This is a genomic window from Amycolatopsis acidicola (genome assembly GCF_007713735.2).
In the GTDB taxonomy this organism is placed as follows: Bacteria; Actinomycetota; Actinomycetes; order Mycobacteriales; family Pseudonocardiaceae; genus Amycolatopsis_E; species Amycolatopsis_E acidicola.
On sequence record NZ_VMNW02000088.1, the window covers coordinates 1 to 23,141 of the forward strand.

Below are 23,141 nucleotides of genomic sequence, written 5' to 3' on the forward strand. Positions count from 1 at the left end.
CCAAATAAGCCCGAACCCAAGCCCCCAAAAAGCCAAAACCCCGAACCCAACCCCCGGAAACTAAAAGGGCCGGTCCGGACCGGCCCCCGAAAGGGTCAGGTCCGAACCGGCCGGATGGCTGGTGAACGGGCCGCTCAGGCAGGAACCTTCTCGGACTCCTCCTCCGCCGGCGCGGACGCCGGGGTGAGGGTCTTGAGAGCCTCCTGCAGCGCGCTGTTCGTCGCGGTGAGCCTTTCGGTCACCTCGCGCTTGAACTCGAACGCCTGGGTGCGGTTCTCCTGCGCCTCGGCGAGCTGACGCTCGGCGTCGGCGACCAGGACGGCCGCACGCTCCTCGGCCTCGGCGGTCTGGCTGGCGAGCCGGTTCTCGGTCGCGGAAACCTTCTCGGCCAGTGCGTCCTCGGTCGTCCGGACCTTGTTGGCGAGCGACTCTTCGGTCGTCTGCACCTTGTTGGCCAGGGTCTCTTCCGTGGTCTGCACCTTGTGCGCCAGCGACTCCTCGGTCGTCTGCACCTTGTCGGCGAGCGCGGTCTCGGTCGACTGGACCTTGTTGGCCAGCGCCTCCTCCGTGGTGCGAACCTTGGTCTCCAGCGCTTCTTCGGTCTCGCGAACCTTGGTGTTGAGCGCTTCCTCGGTCTCGCGGACCTTCGTGTCGAGCTCGGCCTCGGTCTCGCGGACCTTGGTGTCGAGCTCGGCTTCGGCGACGGCGATCTTCTCGGCCAGCTCGGCTTCCGCCCTGCGCTCGGCTTCGGCGCGACGGTCCTCCGAGTCGGCGTCGAGACGACGGCGCTCGGCCTCGGCGTCGGCGTTCAGCTGGGCGATCTCGCCGCGAGCGTGCTCCATGAGGTCGGCGTGCTCGTTCTTGAGCTTCACCGTCAGCGCCTGGTACTCGGCCTCGAGCTCGTTGCGCCGCTCGGCCATCTCGGCTTCACGCTCGGAGACCCACTTGTCGGTCGCCTTGCGGGTGTCGAGGTCGTACTTGTCGGCCTGCGCGCGGATCTGGTCAGCCTGGCCCTCGGCCTGCTGGCGAAGCTCCGCGCACTCCTCTTCGGCGAGGGTCATCATGCTGCGGACGCGCTCGGTCATCGTGGCGGCGCTCGACGGGTCGCTCGCCATCCTGGCCAGCGCGGTCTTCGTCTCGGCCAGCTCCTGCTGCGCGTAGCTCAGCGCCTTGGTCAGCTCGGCGACCGAGGACATGGCCTCGTCACGCGCCTGGGACAGGTCCTTCATGTCCGAGGAGAGCTGGTTCAACCGCTCGTCGACCGGGACGCGGTCGTAGCCGCGGAACACGAGCGGGAAATGCGGGTTCCCGAGCGGAGGCTCGGAGGATTGGATTGGGGACTGGGCAGGGGGCATGGCGCGAACCTTAGTGCGTCCGGTCGCTCCGATCCATACCGCCATTCGGACTCTTTACTCACGGTGAATGGCGGCCGCGTTGCGACCGGTCCGGCTAATGGCGCCTGGGTTAACGTTCTCCCTCGGGAGCGCGGAGGTGCAAGAGCGTGGTGGACTTGAGCGGGCTGGCCGCTGACCTGGCAGAACACTGGCCGATCTACGTCAGTATGCCCTTCATCGCGGCGCTCATCGGGTATCTGACCAAGCGCGTCGCGATCGAAATGATGTTCCGGCCCGTCGAGTTCATCGGCATCCGCCCGTTCCTCGGCTGGCAGGGCGTGCTGCCTGCCAACGCCGAGCGGATGGCGGCCACCGCGACGGAGATGCTCACCAAGAACCTCGTGGACCCCAAGGAGGTCTTCGCCAGGCTCGACCCGGAGCAGATCGCCGCGGAGATCGAGGAACCGCTCCTGGAAGTGGTCGAGGACGTCACGCGCGAGGTGATGGAGCAGTACCAGCCGCGGGTCTGGGAAGCGCTTCCAGCCGGCGCCCGCCAGCTCCTGCTCAACCGGGTGCGCGGCGAGTCCCCCAAGGTGATCGCGAAGATCATGCGGGAGATCTCGAACGACATCGACCAGGTACTGGACCTCGAGCACATGGTCGTGACGAACCTGGTGCGCGACAAGGATCTGCTCAACCGCCTCATCCGCGACATCTCGCGCCCGGAGATGCGCTTCATCGCCCGCTCCGGGCTGGTGTTCGGGTTCGGGCTCGGCATCGTGCAGCTGGCGGTGTGGGCGGTGACGAAGTCGCCGATCGTGCTGCCGCTGTTCGGCCTCGCCATCGGCTGGTTCACCGACTGGCTCGCGCTCAAGATGATCTTCCTGCCGCGTGAGCCGCAGGAGTTCTTCGGCCTCTACACGTGGCAGGGCGTGTTCCAGAAGCGCCGCGACGAGGTGGCCGCGGACTACGGCGACATGATCGCCCGCGAGATCATCACCATCCCGAACATCCTCGAAGAGGTGCTGCGCGGGCCCAAGGCGGACCGCCTCTTCGACATGATCACCCGCGAGGTCAAGCGGACGATCGACAGCCAGGCCGGGATCGTCAAACCGCTCGTGGTGGCCGCGGTCGGCTCGCGTACGTTCCAGGAGATGAAGCAGGTCGCGGCGGCGAAGGCGGCCGAACGCGTGCCGGACACCATCCGCTTCGCCGAGGATTACGCGGTCAACGCGCTCGACGTGCGCAACACGATCGTCGAGCGGATGCGGATGCTTTCGCCGGTCGAGTTCGAGGGGCTGCTGCGCCCGGCGTTCCGTCAGGACGAGTGGAAACTGATCGCCGTGGGCGCCGTGATCGGCGGACTGGTGGGTGAGCTGCAGGTTCTGGTGCTGCTGCACTAATCTGCCCCCAGACCGCGGATCGGGGAGGAGGTCGGGTGCACGAGATCCTGGCCGACTTCGCCGAGCACTGGCCGCTCTACACCGCGATCCCCTTCATCGGCGCGCTGATCGGCTACCTGACCAAGCGGGTCGCGATCGAGATGATGTTCCGCCCGCTGGAGTTCATCGGCATCCGCCCGTTCCTCGGCTGGCAGGGCGTCGTGCCGAAGCACGGCGGCCGGATGGCCGCGATCGCCACCGATCTGCTCACCTCGAATCTGCTGGATCTCAAGGAGATCTTCGCCCGGATCGACCCTGGCAGGCTCACGGCGCAGATGGAACAGCCCCTGCTGCGCGCGGTGGACGACATCGCGCGCGACGTGCTCGCCGAGTACCAGCCGCGGCTGTGGGAAGCGCTCCCGTCGATGGCGCAGGAGCTGGTCGTCAAGCAGGTGCAGGCCGCCGCGCCTCGGCTGGTGCGGGAGCTGCTGGACGAGGTGCGGGAGAACCTCGACGAGGTGCTCGACGTCAAGCACATGACGGTGCAGAACCTGACCAGCGACAAGGCGTTGCTGGTGCGGTTGATCCGCGAGACGACCCGGCCGGAGATGCGGTTCATCGCCCGCTGCGGCATCTATTTCGGATTCGGGCTCGGCATCGTGCAAGCCGTGGTCTGGGCGCTGACGCACAACCCGTGGGTGCTGCCGATCTTCGGCGGCTGCATCGGGCTGTTCACCGACTGGCTCGCGATCAAGATGATCTTCCTGCCGCGCGAGCCGGTGCGGGTACTGCCGCGGCTGGTGCTGCAGGGCAAGTTCCAGCGCCGCCGCGCGGAGGTCGCCCGGCAGTACGGCGCGCTGATCGCGCACGAGGTGCTCACGCTGCCGAACCTCCTGGACGCGATCCTGCGCGGGCCGAGTTCGGACAAGTTGCTGGCGCTCGTCCGGCGCACGGTGTCGAAGGCCGTCGACGAGCAGGCGGGGCGGCTCGTGTCGGCGACCATCGGGCCGCCGAGGCTGCGTGAGATGAAGGAAGCCGCTGCCACCAAGGCGATCCAGCGGCTGCCGGAAACGGTGCGCTACGCCGAGGGCTACCTGACCGGGGCGATGGACGTGGCGAACATGGTCGAGGAGCGGATGCTCGCGCTCACCCCGGTCGAGTACGAGGGCCTGCTGCGGCCCGCGTTCCGCCAGGAGGAGTGGAAGCTGATCATGGTCGGCGGTGTGATCGGGTTCGTGGTCGGTGAGTTGCAGGTTCTGCTGATGCTGCACTGAGCCAGCGGATAACGTGGTGCCGTGGCGCGAGAACCCCAGCAGCTGCCCGCTGTGCACGAAGCGTGGCTCCCCAGGGAGCATTCGCTGCACCGGCCGCGGCACGGCGGCAAGCAGCTGACGGCGTTGGTCAGCGCGCTGGTGTTCTTCGTGACGCCGACCCTGCTGTGGGTCTTCGGCGTCCGTCCCACCGAGATCGAGAACCACGCGCTCGCCGGTTTCCCGAGCATGTCCCAGGGCTGGGCGTTCTTCACCAGCCTGCCGACTTGGGCCACCGATCAGCTGTCGTTCCGCTCGGCCGCGATCGAGGCGGCGGACGGGATCAGCCGCACCCTGTTCGGCGAATCCGCGCCGCACGACCAGGGCGGCACGTCGAACTCCGGGCCGTTGCCCGGCAGCCCGCCGCCCGCGAACTCCGAGACGCCCGGCACGCAGTCGGGTCCGGTGGACAAGGCCGGGTACCGGCAGGTGATCGAGGGTTCGAACGGCTGGCTCTACTACGGCGTGGACGCCGAGGCCAAATGCGCGCCGAGCAGGCCGCTGTCGGACACGATCGCCCGGATCCAGGAGATCCGCGACATCGTGCAGGCCTCGGGCCGCAAGTTCGTCTGGGTGGTGCCACCGGACAAATCGACGATGGTGCCGCAGTACCTGCCCTCCAGTTACCCGGGCAAGGACTGCCACGACGCCGGTGAAGCCCCGACTTGGCAGCAGCTGGACGCGGCCGGCGCGATGGACCTGCGCCCAGAACTGCAGAAGGTGGCGGCGCAGCTGGGCCGCCCGGTGTTCCCGCCGGAGGACACGCACTGGAACGACGAGGGCAGCCTGACGCTGACCCGCAACGTGGCCGAGGCGATCCAGCCCGGCGTGACCAAGACCTGGACCAGTCCGGCGGTCGGCACCTGGAACGGCACGGCCGATCTGCCCAAGCTGCTCGGCCGGTCCGGACAGAAGACCAGCACGCTCTACAACCTCGAGCCGGACGGGATGACGAACCGGGCAGGCCCGATCATCACGAACCTCGACACCCCGCAGCGCCGGATCGAAAGCCCGATTCCCGGCACGATCGACAAGAAAACCTTGGTGTACGGGGATTCCTTCACCATCGCGTCCTCGCGCTACCTGGTCGGCGGGTTCAGCGATCTGACGATGCTGAACTACTCCACCAGCAAGACCACGCCGATGCAGGCGGTCGACGAGTTCGTCAACTCCGACGTGGTGGTGCTGGAGACCGTGGAGCGCACCGTTTCCGGTGGGGCACTGCCGTTCTTCGACGACGGGTTCATCGACCAGCTGCGGACGCAACTGGCGCAACATCCGATCGGCTGATCCGCGCGGCGCGGTGCCTGCGGTACGCGATGTACCGGCAGATCAGGTAGATCAGGAACGAAATCGCCGTGACGAACGCACTCACCGGCACGCCGGGCGCGAGCGACAGGATGATCCCGCCCAGCGCGGCGATTTCGGCGAAGACCACGGCGAGCACCGTCGCCCGCCACGGGCTGGCGGTGATCCGGACGGCCGCTGCCGCCGGGGTCACCATCAGCGAAACCACCAACAGCGAGCCGACGATCTGCACGCCCAGCGCGGTCGCGATGCCGACGAGCACGGCGAACACGATCGACAGCAGCCGCGCCGGGACGCCCCGGGCGGCGGCCACGTGCGGGTCGACGCTCGCGAACAGCAGCGGCCGGTAGATCACGGCCAGCACGACCAGCACCACGACGGCCGCGGTGATGAGCGCCGCGATGTTGGTGCCCTCGATCGACACGATCTGTCCGATGAGGATGCCGAACTTGTTCGACGTGCGGCCGGGGTAGAACGACAGCAGCAGCACGCCGAGGCCGAGCCCGAACGAGAGGATCACGCCGATCACGGAGTCGCGTTCGGACTCACGGCCGCCGAGCAGGCCCAGCAGCAACGCCGCGATCACCGAACCGGCGAGCGCGCCGTACTCCAGCCCGACGCCCAGCAGCAGCGCGCCGGCCGCGCCGGTGAACGCCAGCTCCGCCGTGCCGTGCACCGCGAAGGACATCCGGCGCATCACGACGAGCGGGCCGAGCGCACCGGACACGAGGCCGAGCACCGCCGCCGCCAGCAGCGCCGTCTGCACGAACGGATAGGACAGCAGGTCGATCGTGGTGCCGAAATCGAACAGTTTGTCCATTCAGGACACCTGCTCTTCCAGGTGGTGGGGCTCCTCCTCGCAGACCGCGCTCTGCGCGCCGGCCACGTGGATCTGCCCGCCGACGCGGACCACCTCGACCTTGGTGCGGTACAGCTCCGACAGCGTCTTCGACGTCATCACCTCGTCCGGCGCGCCGATCCGGAAGCGGCCGTCCACGAGGTAAAGCACCCTGTCCACATAAGACAGGATCGGGTTGAGCTCGTGGGTGACGAACAACACGGCGGTGTCCGCCTTGCGGCGGCGCTCGTCGATCAGCGCGCTGACCGCGCGCTGATGGCCGAGGTCCAATGACAGCAGCGGCTCGTCGCACAGCAGCACGTCGGGCTCGCCGATCAGCGCCTGCGCGACCCGGAGCCGCTGCTGTTCACCGCCGGAGAGCAGGCCGACCGGCGACTTCGCGTACGAACCGGCGCCGACCGCGTCGATCGCTTCGTCCACCCGGCGCCGCCGCTCGCGCATCCCACGCAGGCCGAGGCCCCACCTGTGCCCGTCGAGCCCGAGCCCGACGAGGTCGATTCCCCGTAGTGTCAACGCTTCCTGCATCGCACGCTGCTGCGGCACGTACCCGATCGGACGGTCGCTGGTGATCCGCCAGCTGCCCGCGGACAGCGGCTGCAGGCCGAGCAGCACCTTCAGCAGGCTCGTCTTCCCCGACCCGTTCGGGCCGAGGATGGCGAGGAACTCGCCGGGCTCGACTGTCAGGTCGAGCCCGGACCACAGCGTGCGCGAGCCGAAGGCGAGCCCGGCGCCGGAGATCTGTACCGCGGGGGTCAAGAGTTCAGGGCTCCTGCCAGAGAATCGACGGTGCTGGTCATCCACGAAATGTAGTCCGTGGCGCCGGCCGGCAGCGTCTCGGTCACGTCCACCACGGGCAGTCCGGCCTGCTTGGCGGTGTTCACGACCTGCTCGGTGACCGGGGTGACGGTCTGCGCGTTGTTCACCACGGCCTTGACCTGCTTGCCGGAGATGATGTTCTGCACCTCGGCGAGCGCGGCGGCGGGCACGTCGCTCTCCTCCTCGACGGCCTCGGAGAACTCGTGCGGCGTCGCGTCGGTGACCTTGGCCGTCTCCAGCAGGTAGTGCGCGACGGGCTCGGTGGCGACCACCTTGCTGCCCGGGTGCGCGGCACCGGCCTGTTCGGTCTTGGTCTGGAGGTCGGCGACCTTGGCCTTGAAGGCCGCGGCGTTGTCGGTGAAGGACTGCTTGTCGGACGGGCGGATCTGGCTCAGCTCGGCGGCCACCTGGTCGGCGACCTTCTGCACGGTGGCGAAGCTGTACCAGACGTGCTCGTTCTCGTCGCCGGTCGCGCCGATGTCGTACGCGACGAGCTTCTTCGCGTTCGAAGCCTGGTCGGCGAGCTTGGTGAAGAAGTCGTCGTAGCCGCCGCCGTTGGCCAGCGTCAGCTGCGCCTTCCCGGCCGCGACGGCGTCCTGCGGGGTGGTCTCGTACGAGTGCGGGTCAGCGCCAGGGTCGTGGATGATCGAGGTGACCTGGACGTCTTCGCCGCCGACCGCGGCGGCCACGCTGCCCCAGACGTCGGTCGACGCCACCACGTCGATCTTCCCCGAGTCGTCGCCCGCGGTGTTACCCCCGCCACATCCGGCGAGCAGCAAGGCGATGGCGGCGGAGGCGGATACCAGCGCGGTGAGACGCGGTAGCTGACGGCTAGACGACACGATCACTCCCGAAAGTGGCAGGTAGAGGCACAGTCCGTAGTTATTGGAAACGGTTTTCGAGTTCACTTTACCCCACCGGGTGATGATCTTGCCGCGATGGGTTAAGCGGGCCTGAACGCCGAGTGGCGCCCACCCGGCCTGGCGACGCGGGGCTCCTGACTTCTGCAATCCGAACTGAACCGTTACGGTTCCCTCATGGGGCGTCCTATACGCATGAGGCGACAGGCGACGCTGGCGTCGCTCGCCGCGGAACTCGGCGTGTCCAGGACCACGGTGTCCAACGCCTACAACCGCCCGGACCAGCTCTCGCCGGAGCTGCGCCGCCGCGTGCTGGAGACAGCGCGCCGGCTCGGCTACCCGGGCCCGGATCCGGTGGCCCGGTCGCTGCGCACGCGCAAAGCCGGCGCAGTCGGGTTGCTGCTGACCGAAAACCTCTCCTATGCCTTCCGTGACCCGGCCGCCATAGGAGTCCTCGAAGGACTCGCGCTCGCGTGCGAGGACGCCGGCGTCGGGCTGCACCTGGTGCCGGCCAGCCCGGGCCGGGACGACGTCGCCGCGGTGCACCGCGCCGGGGTCGACGGGTTCGTGGTGTATTCGGTGCCGGACGACGACCCGCACCTGGCGGCCGTGCTGGCGCGCCCGGTGCCGACAGTGGTGATCGACCAGCCGCAGATCGAGGGCATCGACAGGGTCGGCCCGGACGATGCGGCCGCGATCAGCAAGCTGGCCGAGCATCTGGTCGGGCTCGGTCACCGGCAGATCGGCGTGCTGTGCATGCGACTCGGCCGGGACCGCAACGACGACTTCGTCTCGCTGGATCGCCAGCGCGGCGCCCATTTCCACGTGCAGCGCACCCGGCTGGAGGCGCTCGCCGCGTCGTTCAAGAAGGCCGGGGTCGACTGGGCGAGCGTGCCCGTGGTGGAGCGGTTCGACCACACCGTGGACGAGGGCGCGTCCGCCGCCCGCCAGCTGCTCAGCGCGTATCCGCAGGTCACGGCCATCGTGTGCACTTCGGACATTCTGGCGCTCGGCGCGCTCGCCGAGGCGGACAGGCGCGGTCTGCGCGTGCCGGCCGACCTCACCGTCACCGGGTTCGACGGCATCTCCGAGGCCGAACGCATGGGCCTCACCACGGTGCACCAGCCCGTGCTGGAGAAGGGCCGGGCCGCGGGGAAACTGCTGCTGGCGTCCTCCGAACACGTGAACCCGCGGGTGATCACGCTCGAGACCGATCTGCGGATCGGCACCACGTCCGCCCCGCCGCGGACGATGGAAGAGCACTGGTTCGGACCGTGATCTTTCTCTAGCGCGACGGCGCTTCCGGTGTGCGAAGGTTTCAGCAGGAGTCGGACACCAGGAGGGCATCAATGACCGCGACCGACGTGCTGCTGGAGCGGAATCGCGCGCTGGAGGACAAGCTGCGGGGCGATCGTTCCTCCCCCGAGCCGTCGATGCACATCGCGATCCTGACCTGTATGGACGCGCGGATCCGGGTGTTCGAGCTGTTCGGCCTGATTCAGGGCGAGGCGCACATCCTGCGCAACGCGGGCGGCGTCGTCACGGACGACGTGATCCGCTCGCTGGCCCTGTCGCAGCGGAAGCTCGGCACCACCGAGGTGATCATCGTGCAGCACACCACGTGCGGCCTGTCGATGGTGACCGATGACGGCTTCAAGGACGAACTCGAGCAGGATTCCGGCCTGCGGCCCACGTGGGCGGTCGAGGCATTCCGGGACGTCGAAGACAGCGTGCGCACTTCGCTGCAGCGCGTGAAGCGCAGCGCATACCTACCCCACACCGACAACGTCCGCGGCTTCGTGTACGACGTGCACACCGGGGCGCTCACGGAAGTCGCGTAGTCACAGTCGTTTATGGACAGTGGTTCCGGCTGAAATTCCCGCTGGACAACCATTTCGATCTTCCTTTTCCAGGCATTTCATGACGTCCGTCTTCGCGGTCCGAGCCGTTTTCGTTTGCGAAGACCTGCGCTGGCTTTCGCCAACCCACCCGATCGCCGAAGAGTTGTCCAATACAGTCGACGAGTACGAAGAGTAGGCGACTGGTTGCGGACAGGGGCGTCGTGAGCAGATGGGGTGGCGCGCAGCCGCCGGATTGCCGCACTGACCGCGACATCCAGGTCGCGCGGCCGGTACTAGGGCCCGAGATGATCGAGGACGAAGACGCGCCCACGGTCCTTTACCTGCCAACGGCCACCCCCGTCCACGGCGAGGAGTTGGCATTCGTCCTCCGGGATCTGGAGGGCGGTCAGCGCGCTCTGCTGGTCTACTCGTCGTTGGAGCAGCTCGTCGCGGGTTGCGGCGACGAACAGCCTTGGGTCGGCATCCGGGCCGAGGCGCTGCCGGAGTTCGAAACCCTGACCGAACCGGACGTGGTGCTGTGGGACGCGGTGCTGGCGCCGGAGATCCGGCAGTACGGCGGCTACCCGCTGGAGGACACGTGACCACAGGCGGCTTTCGAGCTGAGCCGGCGACACTCGAAACCGTGGCCGGCATCTTGGAGCAGGCGGGCAACAGCGTGAACAGTGTCGAAGCGCCGCCGGATGGGCCGCAGGCCGGGCTGCCCACTGCCGCCATCGCGCAGGTGATCGCAAACCTCTCGGGTCAGGCGGACGTGCTGGTGGGCGGTCTGTTCGGCGCGGCAGCCGCTGTGCGAGACAGCCGGACCGCGTACGAGGCTGGCGAGCAGTGGGCAACCGAGACGCTGTCCGGGAAGGGCGGCGGAGCGCGCGCGGAATGAGCATGGGGGAGCTTTGAGTCTGGATATCCGGGTCGAGGCCGATCCGGCGAGCATGCGCGCGACGGTCGCGTGGCTACGCTCGGCCGGAACGGCGGTCGACGGTGCGGCCAATCAGTCGGTCTCGGCGCGTACCAGTTCCTTGGACGGGTGGGACGGGGACGCTTCGGACACCTTCCGGCACACGATGGGCAACCTGACACCCAAGATCGACGCATTGCGAGACGGGTTCGGCGGCGCCGCGAACGCGATCGAAGGCCACGCCAACGACATCGACACTGTCAAGGCGCGGATGCAACAGGCACGCGACCTCGCCGCCGCCGCCGGGCTGGAGATCACCGACCAGGTGATCAACGATCCGGGCCCGGCGCCCCCTCAACCAGTGCCAGTGCCACACAACACGGCCGAGACACCTGCCGAGGCCGGTACGCGCTCCATGTCCGAGCTGGACTGGAGTGACTGGGTCGGCAAGGCCAAGGCGTACGCCGATGCCTCGGCTGTCGTCACCGAAGGCCGCGAGATCGAGAACGACCCGCAGCAGCTGCTGCTGTCGTATCTGCAGAACGTCTCGGAAAAATGGCATATCAACGCCGCCGACTTCACGACCGGACTTGCGGCCGGTTTCATCTCGCGGCAAAGCGCCTGGAAGACCACCGCCGCGAAGTTCACCGGGATCGCCGACGAGCTGGCCGGGTTGTCCAAGGACGTGAGCCGGGGTGCTGCTCAGCAAGCCGACGACGTGATTGCCTCGCTCATCACCCGGGCACAGGCCAAGGTCGCCGCCGACCATGCCAACGCCAGCAGGATCGGAACCTGGCTCGATTCACTACCTGATGCCGCGAGGAAGATCCTCACGCTGGAGCTCGGCGACTTCGTACCGAAAAACGCGCCATACCTTCGCTCGGCGACCGCCGTGATAAAGAAGGTTCCGGTCGTAGGTACGGCTTTGACCGGTGGGAGCATCCTCCTTGACGTCTCGGAGGGCAAGGACGCTACAACCAGCATCGTGTCGAACACCGGAGGGCTGGTCGCGGGCGCGTGGGCGGGAGCAGCCGCAGGCGCGGCGATCGGTGGACCAGCGGGCGCGCTGGTCGGCTTTCTCGTGTCCACCGGTACGGGATGGGCCATCGAAGAGTTCATGAGCCCGGACGCGCAGAAAGTTCTGGAGGAAATGAAGAACCCCCAAGTGCAGGACGGCCTGCCGTGGTACCTCCAAAACCCTCTGCGGTGAGAACAGAGAGCCGAGCGTGAGTGAAGAACTGCCGCCGATGCCTGACCCGCGGACAGGCGAGCCGCGACCGCCACACGTGCCCATCGACGGTCGAACCCTTGCAGCCAGGGCGAAGCAGCCGTTTCATGCCCGGAAGGTGTTGGCAGGTCCTGAAGGCAGCGGGCCCGCCTTGGAATGGTGCTACGGGGACCGCAAGATGCAGCGTTGGCTGGCGGTCTGTCTGGCCGTCGTCCTCATCGCCTTTTATACGATCAGGTCCGCCGGATTCGCGTGGGTGACGGTCTGGTACCTCTGGGCCTACGTGGCAGCCATCGTGGGCCTCGGCTGGTTGTTGCCGCTCGGCCACAAGATCGCGGCCGGGGCGGACTGGCTCAACACTCGGGGCGGCATCGTCAAGACCTACGAACTCACCGAGATCACGGTACGGGGGACGGCCGCCGGCGGTTACAACATCGAATTCCGCGACGGCAACGGCGGCGAAGCGGATGCTTCGCTCGACCTCCTTCGCGAGAACCGCGACCTGTGGGACCTCGTCAACAACGGCGTCCGGCACTCGGTCGCGGCCGGCGCTGCCACCAACGTCCTCGCACGGTCCAAGCTCGGCTTGGGCGATACGCGCGGCTGATCGCCATCTTGCCTGTTCAACCGCCACCGAAGTCCGGCAAGTACAGCCCACCGCCACCCTCGACGGGCGTGCGTCGCGGGGCTGCCTATTCTCGGGCCGTGTCCATCGACTCCGAGACGATGATCGACTGGTTCGACCGTACCCACCGCGATCTGCCGTGGCGGCGGCCGGCGTGCACGGGCTGGGGCGTACTGGTCAGCGAGATCATGCTGCAGCAGACCCCGGTCGCCAGGGTGCAGCCGATCTGGGAGGAGTGGCTGGAGCGCTGGCCCGTCCCGTCGGCGCTGGCCGCCGCAAGCCAGGGCGAAGTGCTGCGGGCGTGGGGAAAGCTCGGCTACCCACGCCGGGCGCTGCGCCTGCACGCGGCCGCGGCGGCGATCGCGGAGCAGCACGGGGACGTCGTCCCGTCCAATGTGGACACCCTGCTGGCTCTCCCGGGCATCGGCGCGTATACGGCGCGTGCGGTGGCCGCTTTCGCTTACGGCAAAAGGGCTCCGGTGGTCGACACGAACGTGCGGCGAGTGGTCGCGCGGGCGGTGCACGGGGCCGGGGACGCCGGGCCGGCGTCCAACACCCGCGACATGGCCGACGTCGAGGCCCTGCTGCCCGTGGACGAAGCGCGCGCGGCCCGGTTCTCCGCCGCGTTGATGGAACTCGGCGCACTGGTGTGCACAGCCCGCTCGCCGCGTTGCGCGGACTGCCCCATTTACGACACGTGCGCCTGGCAACGCGCCGGCCGTCCCGCGTACGACGGCCCGGCGAAGCCGACGCAGAAGTTCGCGGGCACGGACAGGCAGATCCGCGGGAAGCTGCTCGACGTCCTGCGCGACACCCCGGAACCGGTGTGGAAGGCCAGCCTCGACGTCGTCTGGCCACAGGACGCCGGACGCCGGGACCGCTGCCTGGCCTCGCTGCTCACCGACGGCCTGGTCGAGCAGATCGCGGACGGGCGCTTCGCCCTCCCCGGCGAACACTGACTCGGCCCTCGGCGAAACGCCTACACGGCCATGTTTGCCCGTCCCGCGCGCGAGTTTGCCCCTCCCGCGCGCGAGTTGGCGGCCAGCGGGAGCCAACACGTCAACCCATAACCCATCCAGCCAACACACCGACGCAGAGGGCCAACACACCAACGTCGCAGGCCAACACACGGACGTCGCGGGCCAACACACCAACGCTGGAGGCCAACACGCGCACGGGGCGGCGAACACTAACGCCCCAGCACCTCCGACAGGAACGCTTCGACGGCACCCCGGTACTCGTCCGGGGCGTCGTCGTGGACGACGTGGCCCGCGCCTTCGACCACGACGTGCCGTCCGTCCGGCACCCTCGCCGCCAGCTCCGCCTGCTGCCCGGCCGGCATCGCGGTGAGCCCGGCCTCGACCACCAGCAGCGGGCATTTCACACCGTCCACAAAGGACCAATAGGACCGCTCGCCCCATTCGGCGGCGATGCCGTACAGGTCCTCGAGGTCGGCGATCAGCTCGTAGCCGCCCGCACGTTCCTCGACGCATTCGGCGAAGTAGTTTCCCGTGCTGCCGAAGAACTCCCGCACGTGCGCGAGCGATTGGAACGGCACCGGCCAGGAATCGAAGTACCCCCGCCAAGTCTCGACGGTGCGCCCGCGCTGATCCGGGGCCATGTCCTCCACGACGACCGCGCGCACCAGCTCGGGATGCGTCGCCGCCAGCGCCCACGCGTGCAGGCCGCCCATCGAATGCCCGATCACGATCGCCGGCTCACCCAAGGAGCGCACGGCCTCGGCGGCGTCGTCGACGAACTGCTCCGTCGTCCACGGCCCGCCCCGCGGCCCGCGCCCGTGTCCGCGCGCGTCCAAGCCGTAGACGTGCCCGTATCGCTTGAGCCACTGCGCCACCGTCCACCACGTCGTCGCCCGGCCCATCAGCCCATGCAGCAACAGGATCGGCTGCCCTTCGCCACCGAAGTCGACGATCATCGGCTGCCCAGCAGGGAACGCGTCAGCGAGTTGTGCGACTCGTTCATCTCGCGCAGCGCCTCGGCCAGCGCGGCGTCGTCCACCGGGACCGGATCGCCGGTCACGCCCTCGTGCATCTGGTGCAGCACCGCCCGGCGCAGCAGTTCCTTGAGGTACGAAGCAGTCACCCCGTCAGTCTGCGCCACGACGGGTTCGAGATCCGCGCGCAGGTCCACGTTCCGGCCGTACAACTCGATCAACCTCCGCCGCCCCGCCGCGTCCGGTTTCGGGATCTCGACGGCGAGATCCACCCGGCCCGGCCGGTCGGCGAGCGCCTGTTCCAGCTCCGACGCGCGGTTCGTGGTGAGCACGAACGTGACGTCCGCGTCCGCGCCGATCCCGTCCATCGCGTCGAGCAGGGTGAACAGCAACGGGTTCGTGCCTGCGTGCGAACGGTCCTGCGCCACCAGGTCCACGTCCTCCAGCACCAGGATCGAGGGCTGCAGCCTGCGGGCGAGCTCGGCCGCCTTGCCGATGAACCGCATCGCGCCGCCGGTCAGGATGATCACGGTGTTCCCGGACAGCCGCCCCATCAGGTACCGCAGCGTGTGCGTCTTTCCGGTGCCGGGCGGGCCGTGCAGCAGCAGGCCACGCTTGAGGTGCTGCCCGGCGGCCCGTAGTCGTTCGGCGTGCCCGGCGATACCGACCGTATGCCGCTCGATCGTCGGCAGGACTCCGTCCGGCAGCACGACTTCCGCGGCCGTCAGCTCCGGCCGCGGCAGGAAGGTGAGCAGCTCGTTCCCCCGGAACTCGCTCGACCCGAACGCCAGCACCTGCCCGCGCAGCACGTCGTTCTCGCGCATCCGCCGCTCGACCTGGTCACGCACCGCCCCGGCCGCGTCCCGGTCCGTGGAGATCACCTCGAACCGGGACACCGCGGACGGTCCGTGCTGGGCGATCGGCCCGCGCTGGGCGATGATCACCGGCGTCCCGCCGGGCGCGCTCGTGGTGACCAGCCCGAACTGCACCACGTCCTCGGTCGTTTCCGGCCCGGTGGCCTCGGTCCGGTAGTCGACGGCGCCGAGTTCGTAGGTGCCGTGCCGTCGCGCGGTGGCGAGCATCCCGATCAGCTCTTCGTTGGTGCGGTTGACCCCCGCGATGCCGAACCACTCGTGCCCGCCGCCCCGCTCCGCCAGGTAGCGGTCCACGCCTCGGTGCACGTTCACGTGCTCCCAAGGCGGGAACTCCTGCCCCACGAAGACGAGGTCCTGCAGTTCCGCGCCGAGATGCCCGGTCACGCGGTTGACCAGCGCGTTCGCCGGGCTGTCCGCCTCCACCACCGTCGCGGCCACGCGCACCAGCCGCCCCAACCCCGCGGCCAGTGCGCGTGCCCCGTCCCCGTCCAGCTCCGCTTCACCTGTGTGCCCCATTTACGCAGCGTGGCACCCGTGCGGGCCCGCGCCAACCGGCCGAATGGCCATAGGTTCGGCCGAATAGCCGAGTAGTAGATTCGGGGCATGGCAGTCGTGAAGATCAACGCAATCGAGGTCCCCGAAGGCGCCGGCCCCGAGCTGGAGAAGCGCTTCGCCAACCGGAAACACGCGGTCGACTCGCAGCCCGGCTTCCTCGGCTTCGAACTGCTGCGCCCGGTCTCCGGCGAGAACCGCTACTTCGTCTACACCAAGTGGGAGTCCGAGGACGCCTACCAGGCCTGGGCCGCCGGCCCCGCCAAGGAGGCGCACGCCGGCGAGCGGGCCAAGCCCGTGGCCAGCGGCGCGAACCTGCTGGAGTTCGAGGTCGTCTCGCTGGACAGTGCCGAGTAGCGAAGATCTCGGTACAGCCGCGGAGCTGATCGCCGGCGCGGACGCACTGCTCGTCTGCGCCGGCGCCGGTATGGGCGTCGACTCCGGTCTGCCCGATTTCCGTGGCGGGCAAGGGTTCTGGCGCGCGTACCCGCCGTACGAGCGGCTGGGGCTGTCGTTCGAGGAGCTGGCCGACCCGCGTCATTTCGCCGAGGACCCCGAACTGGCCTGGGGTTTCTACGGCCACCGGCTGCAGCTGTACCAGGAGACCGTGCCGCACCAAGGTTTCGGCCTGCTCCTGAAGTGGGGCGCGGAAAAACCGGGCGGCACGGCGGTATTCACGTCCAATGTGGACGGACAGTTCCAGTCGGCCGGTTACGAGCTCGTGGCCGAGGCGCACGGTTCGATCCGGCACCTGCAGTGCACCGTTCCCTGCGGCGCGGACATCTGGCCCGCCACCGACCTCCGGCTGGAGGTCGACGAGGACACCATGCGGGCCGCCGGGCCGTTGCCGGAATGCCGCGCCTGCGGGCGGCTGGCCCGGCCGAACATTCTGATGTTCGGCGATTTCGACTGGATTTCCCTGCGCAGCGACGAACAACTGCGCACGCTCAACGACTGGCGCAGGCGCCACCGCAACCTCGTGGTGGTCGAACTCGGCGCGGGCCGGGCGGTGCCGACAGTGCGCCGGTACGCCGAACTCGCCAGCGCCGCCACCGGCGCGCTGATCCGGATCAACCCGCGTGAGCCGGAAATCCGGCACAACCGCGGCGTTTCACTCCCGTACCGCGCGCTGGAAACCCTTACCGCGCTGGACGATCTGCTTACGGCAGGGTGAGCTCGGCGAACACGGCGTGGTGGTCGGAGTCCGGCACGTCGAACACGCGGTAGTCGTCCACGGCCACCCTGGGGTCGACGAGCACATGGTCGATCGTCACCGGCGGCGGGAAGATCTTCGACGGCCAGGTGCTCGTGAACCCGTTGCCCGTGGTCAGGCCCGCGTCGTGGTAGCCGGTGTCGAGCAGGTTGCGGAACGTCGCGTGGTCCAGGGTCGCGTTGAAGTCCCCCGCCAGCACCCGCACCGGCCCGGCCGTATCGGGATGGGGCAGCTGCCCGATCTCCTTCTTCCAGGTGGGCGCGGACGTGGTCGGCGGGATCGGGTGCACGGCGACGACCTCCACCGGCGTGCCGTCGACGTCGACGCGGGCGCTGGGCTGCTCCATCCGCGACTCGCCCGCCAGCGAAAGCTCCGTGACCGGGTACCGCGAAGCGAGGCCCGAACCCGCGCCACCGCTCTGCGGTTTGAACACGCGGTACGGCAGCAGGTCGAACAACCCCGCCTGCTCGTACTCGGCCGCCTCTCGCGGCGTCAGCTCCAGCAGGTTCAGCACGTCGACCTTGTTGTCCCGCACCAACTGCACGACCGTTTTGACGTCCGCCTGCCCGAGGTACTGGTTCGAGGACATCACGCGCAGTGTCTTGCCGTGCGCGGCGGGCTGGGCCGAGGCGAACCCGCGCGGCAGGATCATGCCGACCAGCGACAGGGCGAGCACGAGGACGATGCCGGCGAGCCACCACTGGCGCAGCACCAGCAGCACCCCGCCGTAGACCAGCCCGGCGCCGACCCAGTACGGCGTGAGCGCCAGCAGCGCGGCCGTGACCCGGCTGCCGTCGATGCCGAAGAACCGGAACACCGCCAGCTCAGCGAAGGCGGCTGCCAGCACGATGAGCAGGATCATGCGCCAACCTTGCACCCTCCGCCTGGTCTTCGGCTGTTCCTCGGCTGTGTCCACCATGTGCACCCGATCTTTTTACGCGAAGCCGGGCAAGGTGGTTGTGAGCCCCTGACAGCGGCCAGCGGCCCGTGTCAGCGCGCTGTGCGCGGTCTGCCAGCGAAGCGAGCCATCCTCAGGTTCGACGCGACTGCCAAGGAGGATGAGATGTCGCTCGCGATCCAGGCGGAAGGCCTGGTGAAACGCTTCGGGGACACCGTGGCGCTGAACGGGGTGGACCTGGAGGTGCCGACGGGCAAGGTGGTCGGCGTCCTCGGTCCGAACGGGGCGGGAAAGACGACCGCGGTCCGGATTCTGGCCACGCTGCTGCGCCCGGATGCCGGGCACGCCACCGTCGGCGGGTACGACGTGCTGCGCGACCCGGTCCGGGTGCGTGGCCTGATCGGGCTCACCGGTCAGTACGCCTCCGTCGACGAGGATCTCTCGGGCACGGAGAACATGGTGCTGATCGGCAGGCTGCTCGGCCTGTCTCGGCCCGCCGCCAAGGCCAGGGCCGCCGAGCTGCTGGAGCAGTTCGAGCTGACCGACGCCGCCGGCCGCTCCGCCAAGACCTACTCCGGTGGGATGCGGCGTCGCCTCGACCTCGCCGCGAGCCTGGTCGGCCGTCCGCAGGTGCTCTACCTGGACGAGCCGACCACGGGGCTGGACCCGCACGCCCGCAACGAGGTGTGGCACGTGATCCGGCGGCTGGTCGACGACGGTTCGACGGTGCTGCTGACCACGCAGTACCTGGACGAGGCCGATCAGCTGGCCGACTCCATCACCGTGATCGACCACGGGCGCGTGGTCGCCGAGGGCCGGGCCGACGAGCTCAAACGCCGTGTCGGCGGGCAGACCCTGCAGGTGCGCCCGACGCTGGAGACCGACATGGACAAGGTGGCCACGATCCTGGCCGACCTGACCGGGGTGCTGCCGGCCCGCGACGACGACGTCGCGCTGCTGACCGCGCCGGTGTCCGATCCGGTGCTGCTGTCCACTTTGGTCCGGAAACTCGACGAAGCCGGGATCACCGCGGACGAGCTGGCGCTGCGGCTGCCCAGTCTCGACGAGGTCTTCCTTGCGCTGACCGGAAAACCCGCAGAGGAGGTGGTCGCATGACCGCCATCGCAGTCACCCCGCCGCCCCGGCACATCAGCCCGGCGAAGGCGCTCCAGCACGGCCTTTCGCTGAGCTGGCGCGGCATCCTGAAGATCCGCAAGAACCCGGAGCAGCTGGTCGACGTGACCCTGCAGCCGATCCTGTTCCTCGTCATGTTCGTGTACCTGTTCGGCGGCGCGATCTCCGGCAGCACCGGGGCGTACCTGCAGACGCTCGCGCCCGCGTTGCTGGTGCAGAACACGATCATGGCGAGCCTGTCGGCCGGGGTGTCGCTCAACACCGACGTCAACAAGGGCGTGTTCGACCGCTTCCGCTCGATGCCGATCGCCCGCTCCGCGCCGCTGGTCGGGGCCGTGCTCGCGGATGTCGTGCGGTATCTGGTCGCGATCGTCGTCCTGCTGGCGATGGCGATGATCATGGGCTTCCGGATCACCACCGACCCGTTCTCGGCGGTGGTCGGCGCCGCGCTGATGGTGCTGGCCGGGCTGTGCTTCTGCTGGATCGCGGTGTTCGTCGGGATGCTCGTGTCCACCCCGGGCGCGGTGCAGGGGATCATGATCGCGCTGATCTTCCCGCTCACCTTCGGCAGCAACGTCTTCGTGCCGACCAGCACCATGCCGGGCTGGCTGCGGGCCTGGTCCGACGTCAGCCCGGTGAGCCTGCTCGCGAACGCGATGCGCGGCCTGCTCATCGGCGGTGACCTCGCCGGGCCGCTGCTGGGCAGCCTGGCCTGGATGGCGGGCGTCGTACTGGTGTTCTTCCCGCTGGCCATGCGCGCCTACCGGCGCCGGGTCGGCTGACGAGGGGGCAACAGCCCGCTTTTCCGCACCGGGGGGCGGAAAAGCGGGCTACTCCGTTTCGAACTCCGCCAGCATCTTCGCCAGAGCGTCCACTTTGGACAGCTGGGCCGCGCTGTCATACGCCGCCCGGTAACGCTCTTCGCCGAGCGCCGACTCGAGTTCCACGATCAACCCGGCCAGCTCGGGGTCTCCGTCGTCGAAGGCGCCGCGCAGGCTCTGGCTGGCGCCGAGCGCCCAGGCCGCGCGCTCCGGATCGCCCTCCTGCCGGAACAGCCGCGCGGCGACCTGCACGGCCTGCGCGACATCCGGCATGTCGCCCCGCTCACCGGCGAGCTTGATCGCGACGGGCAGCTTTTTCCTTGCCGCGCTGAGGTTTCCCTCCGACAGCAGCACCGACGCGGTGTACATCGCGAGCCATTCCTCGGCCATCGACGCCGGGAAAGGTACGCGCGGCACCAGGTCGGTCACCTTCGCCAGCATGGCCCGCGCGTGCGGGAGATCCCCGGTGCGGCGGGCCAGCTCCAGCTCCGTGAACAGCGTGATCGCCTTGAGCTCCACCCTGTCCGAGGCTTCCGCCAAAGCACCCGCCTGACGCAGATCGCGCCAGGCGCCGGGAAGATCGCCCATCCGCATCCGTTCGGTCGACAGCCTCGTCAGCTGCTGCACGTGGTCGTCGGTCGAATGCAGTTCCGCCGCGATGGCGCGCCCCTGGTCGAACCCGTCGATGGCGCGCTGATGCTGCCCGCGCAGGGAGTACGCGCCGGCCTGCATCGCGAGCGTCATCGCCACACCCCAGCGATCGCCCAGCTGCCGGAAACCGTCGAGCGCGCGCTCACGGGCCCGCTCGCTGCCGTCGAGATCGCCCTTGTCGTCGAGCATGAAACCCTCGACCCAGCTCGCGCAGGCCCGCGCCCACGGATCCGCGTGGCCCTGCGCCCGCCGCAGCTCGCGCTCGGCGAGCTCGGGTTCCCTGGCCAGGAACGACAGCATCGGCAGGCCGAGGCTCAGCCCCGGATACCGCTCGACCGCGCCGGTGCGCACGCAGTCGTCGATCAGCGCGCGCAGGTCACGAGCCTTGTCGAAGCTGGGGATGGCTTCGAACAGCGTGTTCATGGCGTTGAACGCCGCGTACGCGTGCTCGGGAATGCGGTCGGCGAACGCGAGCACGCCACTGAAGAACTCGCCTGGGGAAACGTTGTTCCCGCTGACCACCCAGTACCAGAACAGTGAGGCCACGAACCGGTACGCCGTCTCGGCGTCGTCCGTCGCGATCGCGCGCCGCAGGGCGGTGATCATGTTGTCCTGCTCGGTCCGGAACACCAGGACCGCCTCGAGCTGATTCGCACGGCGCAGCGTCGGCTCGTATTTCTCGGCCAGCTCGAGGAAGTAGGCGGCGAACCGGCCGGCGATCTCGGACCGCTCCCCGGCTTCGTCAAGCCGCTCCTCCCCGTAGGCCCGGAGCGTCTCCAGCATCCGGTACCGCGGCTCCGAGCCCTCGATGGTGTCCACAATGGACTTCTCGACCAGCGAACCCAGTACGTACACGACGTCCTGCTCGGGCAGCGTCTCGTCCGCGCAGATGGCCTCGGCGGCGGAAACCGTTGCCCCGCTGGGAAAAAGCGACAATCTCCTGGCGAGCACGCGCTCCGGCTTCTCCAGCAGGTCCCAGCTCCACTCGACCACCGCCCGCAGCGTGCGCTGCCGCGGCAACGCCGCCCGGCTGCCCGACGTGAGCAGGCGGAACCTGTCGTCGAGGCGGCGCGCGATCTGGTCCACGCTCATCGACCGCAGTCGCGCCGCGGCCAGTTCCAGCGCCAGCGGCATCCCGTCCAGCCTGCGGCAGATCTCCCGGACCGGCGGGGCGGTGGCCTCGTCCAAGGTGAACCCGGACCGCACGGCCGCGGCGCGCTCGACGAACAACCGCTCGGCGGCGGGGAGAGCGAGCGGGCCGACGTGGCACAGGTGCTCGCCGGTGATCGCGAGCGGCTCCCGGCTCGTGGCGAGGATGCGCAGCGTGGGCAGCCGGACCAGCAACTCGTGCGCGAACTCGGCGGCCGCGGCGACCAGGTGCTCGCAATTGTCCAGCACCAGCAACGCTTCCCCGCCGCGCAACAGATCCACGACGCGGTCGAGCGCGTCCACCTGCTGCATTTTCGGCGCGGAGTTGAGCAGGGGCATGTCCACCGAGCCGAGCGCACCGAGCACCGCGCCCGTCACGTCCCCCGCGTCACGCACGCTGGCGAGCGGGACGAACCACACGCGGCCGTGCTCGTTCGCCGGATGCCGGTGCGCCATTTCCGTTGCCAGTCTCGTTTTTCCCGCGCCGCCGGGCCCGACCAGCGTGACCAGCCTGGCGGCCGACAACGCGCCGGACAGCTCCTCCAGTTCCGCGTCCCTGCCGACGAAACTGGTCAACCGGACGGGAAGGTGGTCGCGCTCCTGGCGCGGTTTCGTGATTTCCCCGCGCAGCACGGCGAGCTGCATCTGCTTCAGCTCGGCCGACGGGTCGACGCCCAGCTCCTCAGCCAAGATCGCGCGAGTCTGCTCGTACACGGCCAGCGCGTCGGACTGCCTGCCCGCGGCGTAGAGGGCACGCATCCGCAGCGCGGCAAGCCGTTCCCGCAACGGGTTCGCGGCCCCCGCGGCCTCCAGATCGGCCAGGATCTCGGCGTGCCTGCCGAGTTCCAGCTCGGCCTCGAACCTGTCCTCGACCGCCGCCGCGCGCAGATCGGCGAGGCGCGCGGCCGGTGGCTGCGCGAACGGGGCATCCACAACGTCGGACAACGGCTCGCCCTGCCACAACGCCAGCGCTTCGGTGAGCGCGGCCGAGGCATCCCCGTGACGCCCCGCCGCCAGCTCTCTTCTGCCGCGCGCGGCCAGCTCCTCGAAGCGGTGCGCGTCCACGCTCTCGACGTCGAGCACGTAACCGCCGCCGGCCGACGTGAGCCGTCCTCCGTCCCCGAGTGCCTTGCGCAGACGGGAAACCAGCGACTGCAGGGCGTTGGCCGCGTCGGCAGGCGGGTCTCCGCCCCAGAGCCCGTCCACCAGCGCTTCCACCGTGACGGGCCGGTTCGCGTCGAGCGCGAGCCTGGCCAAGAGCATGCGCAGGCGGGCGCCGCCGATGTCCACCGGCGTGCCGTCGTCCGCCCGGACCCGCACCGGGCCGAGAACCGAAACCTGCACGTCCCCAGCTTCCCAGAACACGAGCACGAGGTGTGCGCGGACTCCCTACTCAAGGCGGGATTTTCCCGGCA

At 69.1% G+C, this 23,141-nt stretch carries 22 protein-coding genes; 14 read left to right on the forward strand and 8 right to left on the reverse strand.

The annotated features are described in order from the left end of the window. Window positions 1-134: 134 nt before the first annotated feature. Complete coding sequence (locus FPZ12_RS36900) at window positions 135-1,355, reverse strand: coiled-coil domain-containing protein (RefSeq protein WP_243770227.1); 1,221 nt, start codon at window positions 1,353-1,355, stop codon at window positions 135-137. 206 nt (window positions 1,356-1,561) lie between these two features. Between FPZ12_RS36900 and FPZ12_RS36905 the strand changes: the two genes are divergently transcribed. From FPZ12_RS36905 to FPZ12_RS36915, 3 genes are read left to right on the forward strand one after another with little or no spacing between them, the layout of a single operon-like run. Then, on the forward strand, window positions 1,562-2,737 hold the full coding sequence (locus tag FPZ12_RS36905; RefSeq protein WP_144753092.1) for a DUF445 family protein: 1,176 nt from the start codon (window positions 1,562-1,564) through the stop codon (window positions 2,735-2,737). A 35-nt stretch (window positions 2,738-2,772) separates the two neighbouring features. Beyond that, window positions 2,773-3,990: a DUF445 domain-containing protein gene (locus FPZ12_RS36910; RefSeq protein ID WP_144753010.1), complete on the forward strand. Its 1,218-nt coding sequence runs from the start codon at window positions 2,773-2,775 to the stop codon at window positions 3,988-3,990. A 21-nt stretch (window positions 3,991-4,011) separates the two neighbouring features. Further along, a complete protein-coding gene (locus FPZ12_RS36915) occupies window positions 4,012-5,316 on the forward strand; it encodes an alginate O-acetyltransferase AlgX-related protein (RefSeq protein ID WP_144753012.1) in 1,305 nt (434 codons plus the stop codon). Here the strand turns inward: FPZ12_RS36915 and FPZ12_RS36920 are convergent. From FPZ12_RS36920 to FPZ12_RS36930, 3 genes are read right to left on the reverse strand one after another with little or no spacing between them, the layout of a single operon-like run. Further along, window positions 5,270-6,154, reverse strand: coding sequence for a metal ABC transporter permease (locus FPZ12_RS36920; protein ID WP_144753015.1), 885 nt, complete (start codon window positions 6,152-6,154; stop codon window positions 5,270-5,272). The genes FPZ12_RS36915 and FPZ12_RS36920 overlap by 47 nt on opposite strands. Beyond that, the gene (locus FPZ12_RS36925) at window positions 6,155-6,949 is read right to left on the reverse strand and encodes a metal ABC transporter ATP-binding protein (RefSeq protein ID WP_144753018.1); all 795 of its coding nucleotides are present in this window, start codon (window positions 6,947-6,949) and stop codon (window positions 6,155-6,157) included. Continuing rightward, window positions 6,946-7,851, reverse strand: a complete 906-nt coding sequence (locus FPZ12_RS36930; RefSeq protein WP_144753020.1) for a metal ABC transporter solute-binding protein, Zn/Mn family — start codon at window positions 7,849-7,851, stop codon at window positions 6,946-6,948. Before FPZ12_RS36930 ends, FPZ12_RS36925 begins: the two co-directional genes overlap by 4 nt. A 195-nt stretch (window positions 7,852-8,046) precedes the next feature. Here FPZ12_RS36930 and FPZ12_RS36935 point away from each other — a divergent pair, with 195 nt between their 5' ends. The 7 genes from FPZ12_RS36935 (at window position 8,047) to FPZ12_RS36965 (ending at window position 13,438) form a co-directional block, all read left to right on the forward strand. Then, window positions 8,047-9,147: a LacI family DNA-binding transcriptional regulator gene (locus tag FPZ12_RS36935; protein WP_144753023.1), complete on the forward strand. Its 1,101-nt coding sequence runs from the start codon at window positions 8,047-8,049 to the stop codon at window positions 9,145-9,147. A 71-nt stretch (window positions 9,148-9,218) separates the two neighbouring features. Then, window positions 9,219-9,710 carry a beta-class carbonic anhydrase gene (locus FPZ12_RS36940; protein ID WP_144753025.1) on the forward strand — a complete coding sequence of 164 codons (492 nt, stop codon included), beginning with the start codon at window positions 9,219-9,221 and terminating at the stop codon, window positions 9,708-9,710. 221 nt (window positions 9,711-9,931) lie between these two features. After that, window positions 9,932-10,312, forward strand: coding sequence for an SAV_915 family protein (locus FPZ12_RS36945; RefSeq protein WP_144753028.1), 381 nt, complete (start codon window positions 9,932-9,934; stop codon window positions 10,310-10,312). Beyond that, a complete protein-coding gene (locus tag FPZ12_RS36950; protein ID WP_144753032.1) occupies window positions 10,309-10,608 on the forward strand; it encodes a hypothetical protein in 300 nt (99 codons plus the stop codon). The genes FPZ12_RS36945 and FPZ12_RS36950 overlap by 4 nt, the downstream gene beginning before the upstream one ends. A 13-nt stretch (window positions 10,609-10,621) precedes the next feature. Further along, window positions 10,622-11,836, forward strand: a complete 1,215-nt coding sequence (locus FPZ12_RS36955; RefSeq protein WP_144753035.1) for a WXG100 family type VII secretion target — start codon at window positions 10,622-10,624, stop codon at window positions 11,834-11,836. A gap of 16 nt (window positions 11,837-11,852) precedes the next feature. Then, window positions 11,853-12,461, forward strand: a complete 609-nt coding sequence (locus tag FPZ12_RS36960; protein ID WP_144753038.1) for a hypothetical protein — start codon at window positions 11,853-11,855, stop codon at window positions 12,459-12,461. A 119-nt stretch (window positions 12,462-12,580) separates the two neighbouring features. Next, window positions 12,581-13,438, forward strand: coding sequence for an HhH-GPD family protein (locus FPZ12_RS36965; protein WP_208026141.1), 858 nt, complete (start codon window positions 12,581-12,583; stop codon window positions 13,436-13,438). A gap of 230 nt (window positions 13,439-13,668) precedes the next feature. Here FPZ12_RS36965 and FPZ12_RS36970 read toward each other — a convergent pair whose 3' ends face one another. Both FPZ12_RS36970 and FPZ12_RS36975 read right to left on the reverse strand, forming a co-directional pair. Beyond that, on the reverse strand, window positions 13,669-14,415 hold the full coding sequence (locus tag FPZ12_RS36970) for an alpha/beta fold hydrolase (protein WP_144753044.1): 747 nt from the start codon (window positions 14,413-14,415) through the stop codon (window positions 13,669-13,671). Next, the gene (locus tag FPZ12_RS36975; RefSeq protein WP_144753047.1) at window positions 14,412-15,824 is read right to left on the reverse strand and encodes an AAA family ATPase; all 1,413 of its coding nucleotides are present in this window, start codon (window positions 15,822-15,824) and stop codon (window positions 14,412-14,414) included. Before FPZ12_RS36975 ends, FPZ12_RS36970 begins: the two co-directional genes overlap by 4 nt. Window positions 15,825-15,911: 87 nt before the next feature. On the opposite strand from FPZ12_RS36975, the gene FPZ12_RS36980 reads away from it, so the two are divergent. Further along, window positions 15,912-16,217, forward strand: a complete 306-nt coding sequence (locus FPZ12_RS36980; protein ID WP_144753050.1) for an antibiotic biosynthesis monooxygenase family protein — start codon at window positions 15,912-15,914, stop codon at window positions 16,215-16,217. After that, a complete protein-coding gene (locus FPZ12_RS36985) occupies window positions 16,207-17,034 on the forward strand; it encodes an SIR2 family NAD-dependent protein deacylase (protein WP_243770228.1) in 828 nt (275 codons plus the stop codon). The genes FPZ12_RS36980 and FPZ12_RS36985 overlap by 11 nt, the downstream gene beginning before the upstream one ends. Here FPZ12_RS36985 and FPZ12_RS36990 read toward each other — a convergent pair. Further along, window positions 17,021-17,935, reverse strand: a complete 915-nt coding sequence (locus FPZ12_RS36990; protein ID WP_144753053.1) for an endonuclease/exonuclease/phosphatase family protein — start codon at window positions 17,933-17,935, stop codon at window positions 17,021-17,023. The genes FPZ12_RS36985 and FPZ12_RS36990 overlap by 14 nt on opposite strands. 201 nt (window positions 17,936-18,136) lie before the next feature. On the opposite strand from FPZ12_RS36990, the gene FPZ12_RS36995 reads away from it, so the two are divergent. Together FPZ12_RS36995 and FPZ12_RS37000 are read left to right on the forward strand one after the other, a co-directional pair. Continuing rightward, on the forward strand, window positions 18,137-19,087 hold the full coding sequence (locus FPZ12_RS36995) for an ATP-binding cassette domain-containing protein (protein WP_144753056.1): 951 nt from the start codon (window positions 18,137-18,139) through the stop codon (window positions 19,085-19,087). Continuing rightward, entirely contained in the window at window positions 19,084-19,887 is an 804-nt protein-coding gene (locus tag FPZ12_RS37000; RefSeq protein ID WP_144753059.1) for an ABC transporter permease, read from the forward strand. The genes FPZ12_RS36995 and FPZ12_RS37000 overlap by 4 nt, the downstream gene beginning before the upstream one ends. 48 nt (window positions 19,888-19,935) lie before the next feature. On the opposite strand, the gene FPZ12_RS37005 is transcribed toward FPZ12_RS37000, so the two are convergent. After that, a complete protein-coding gene (locus tag FPZ12_RS37005; protein WP_144753062.1) occupies window positions 19,936-23,070 on the reverse strand; it encodes an AfsR/SARP family transcriptional regulator in 3,135 nt (1,044 codons plus the stop codon). Window positions 23,071-23,141: the final 71 nt, after the last annotated feature.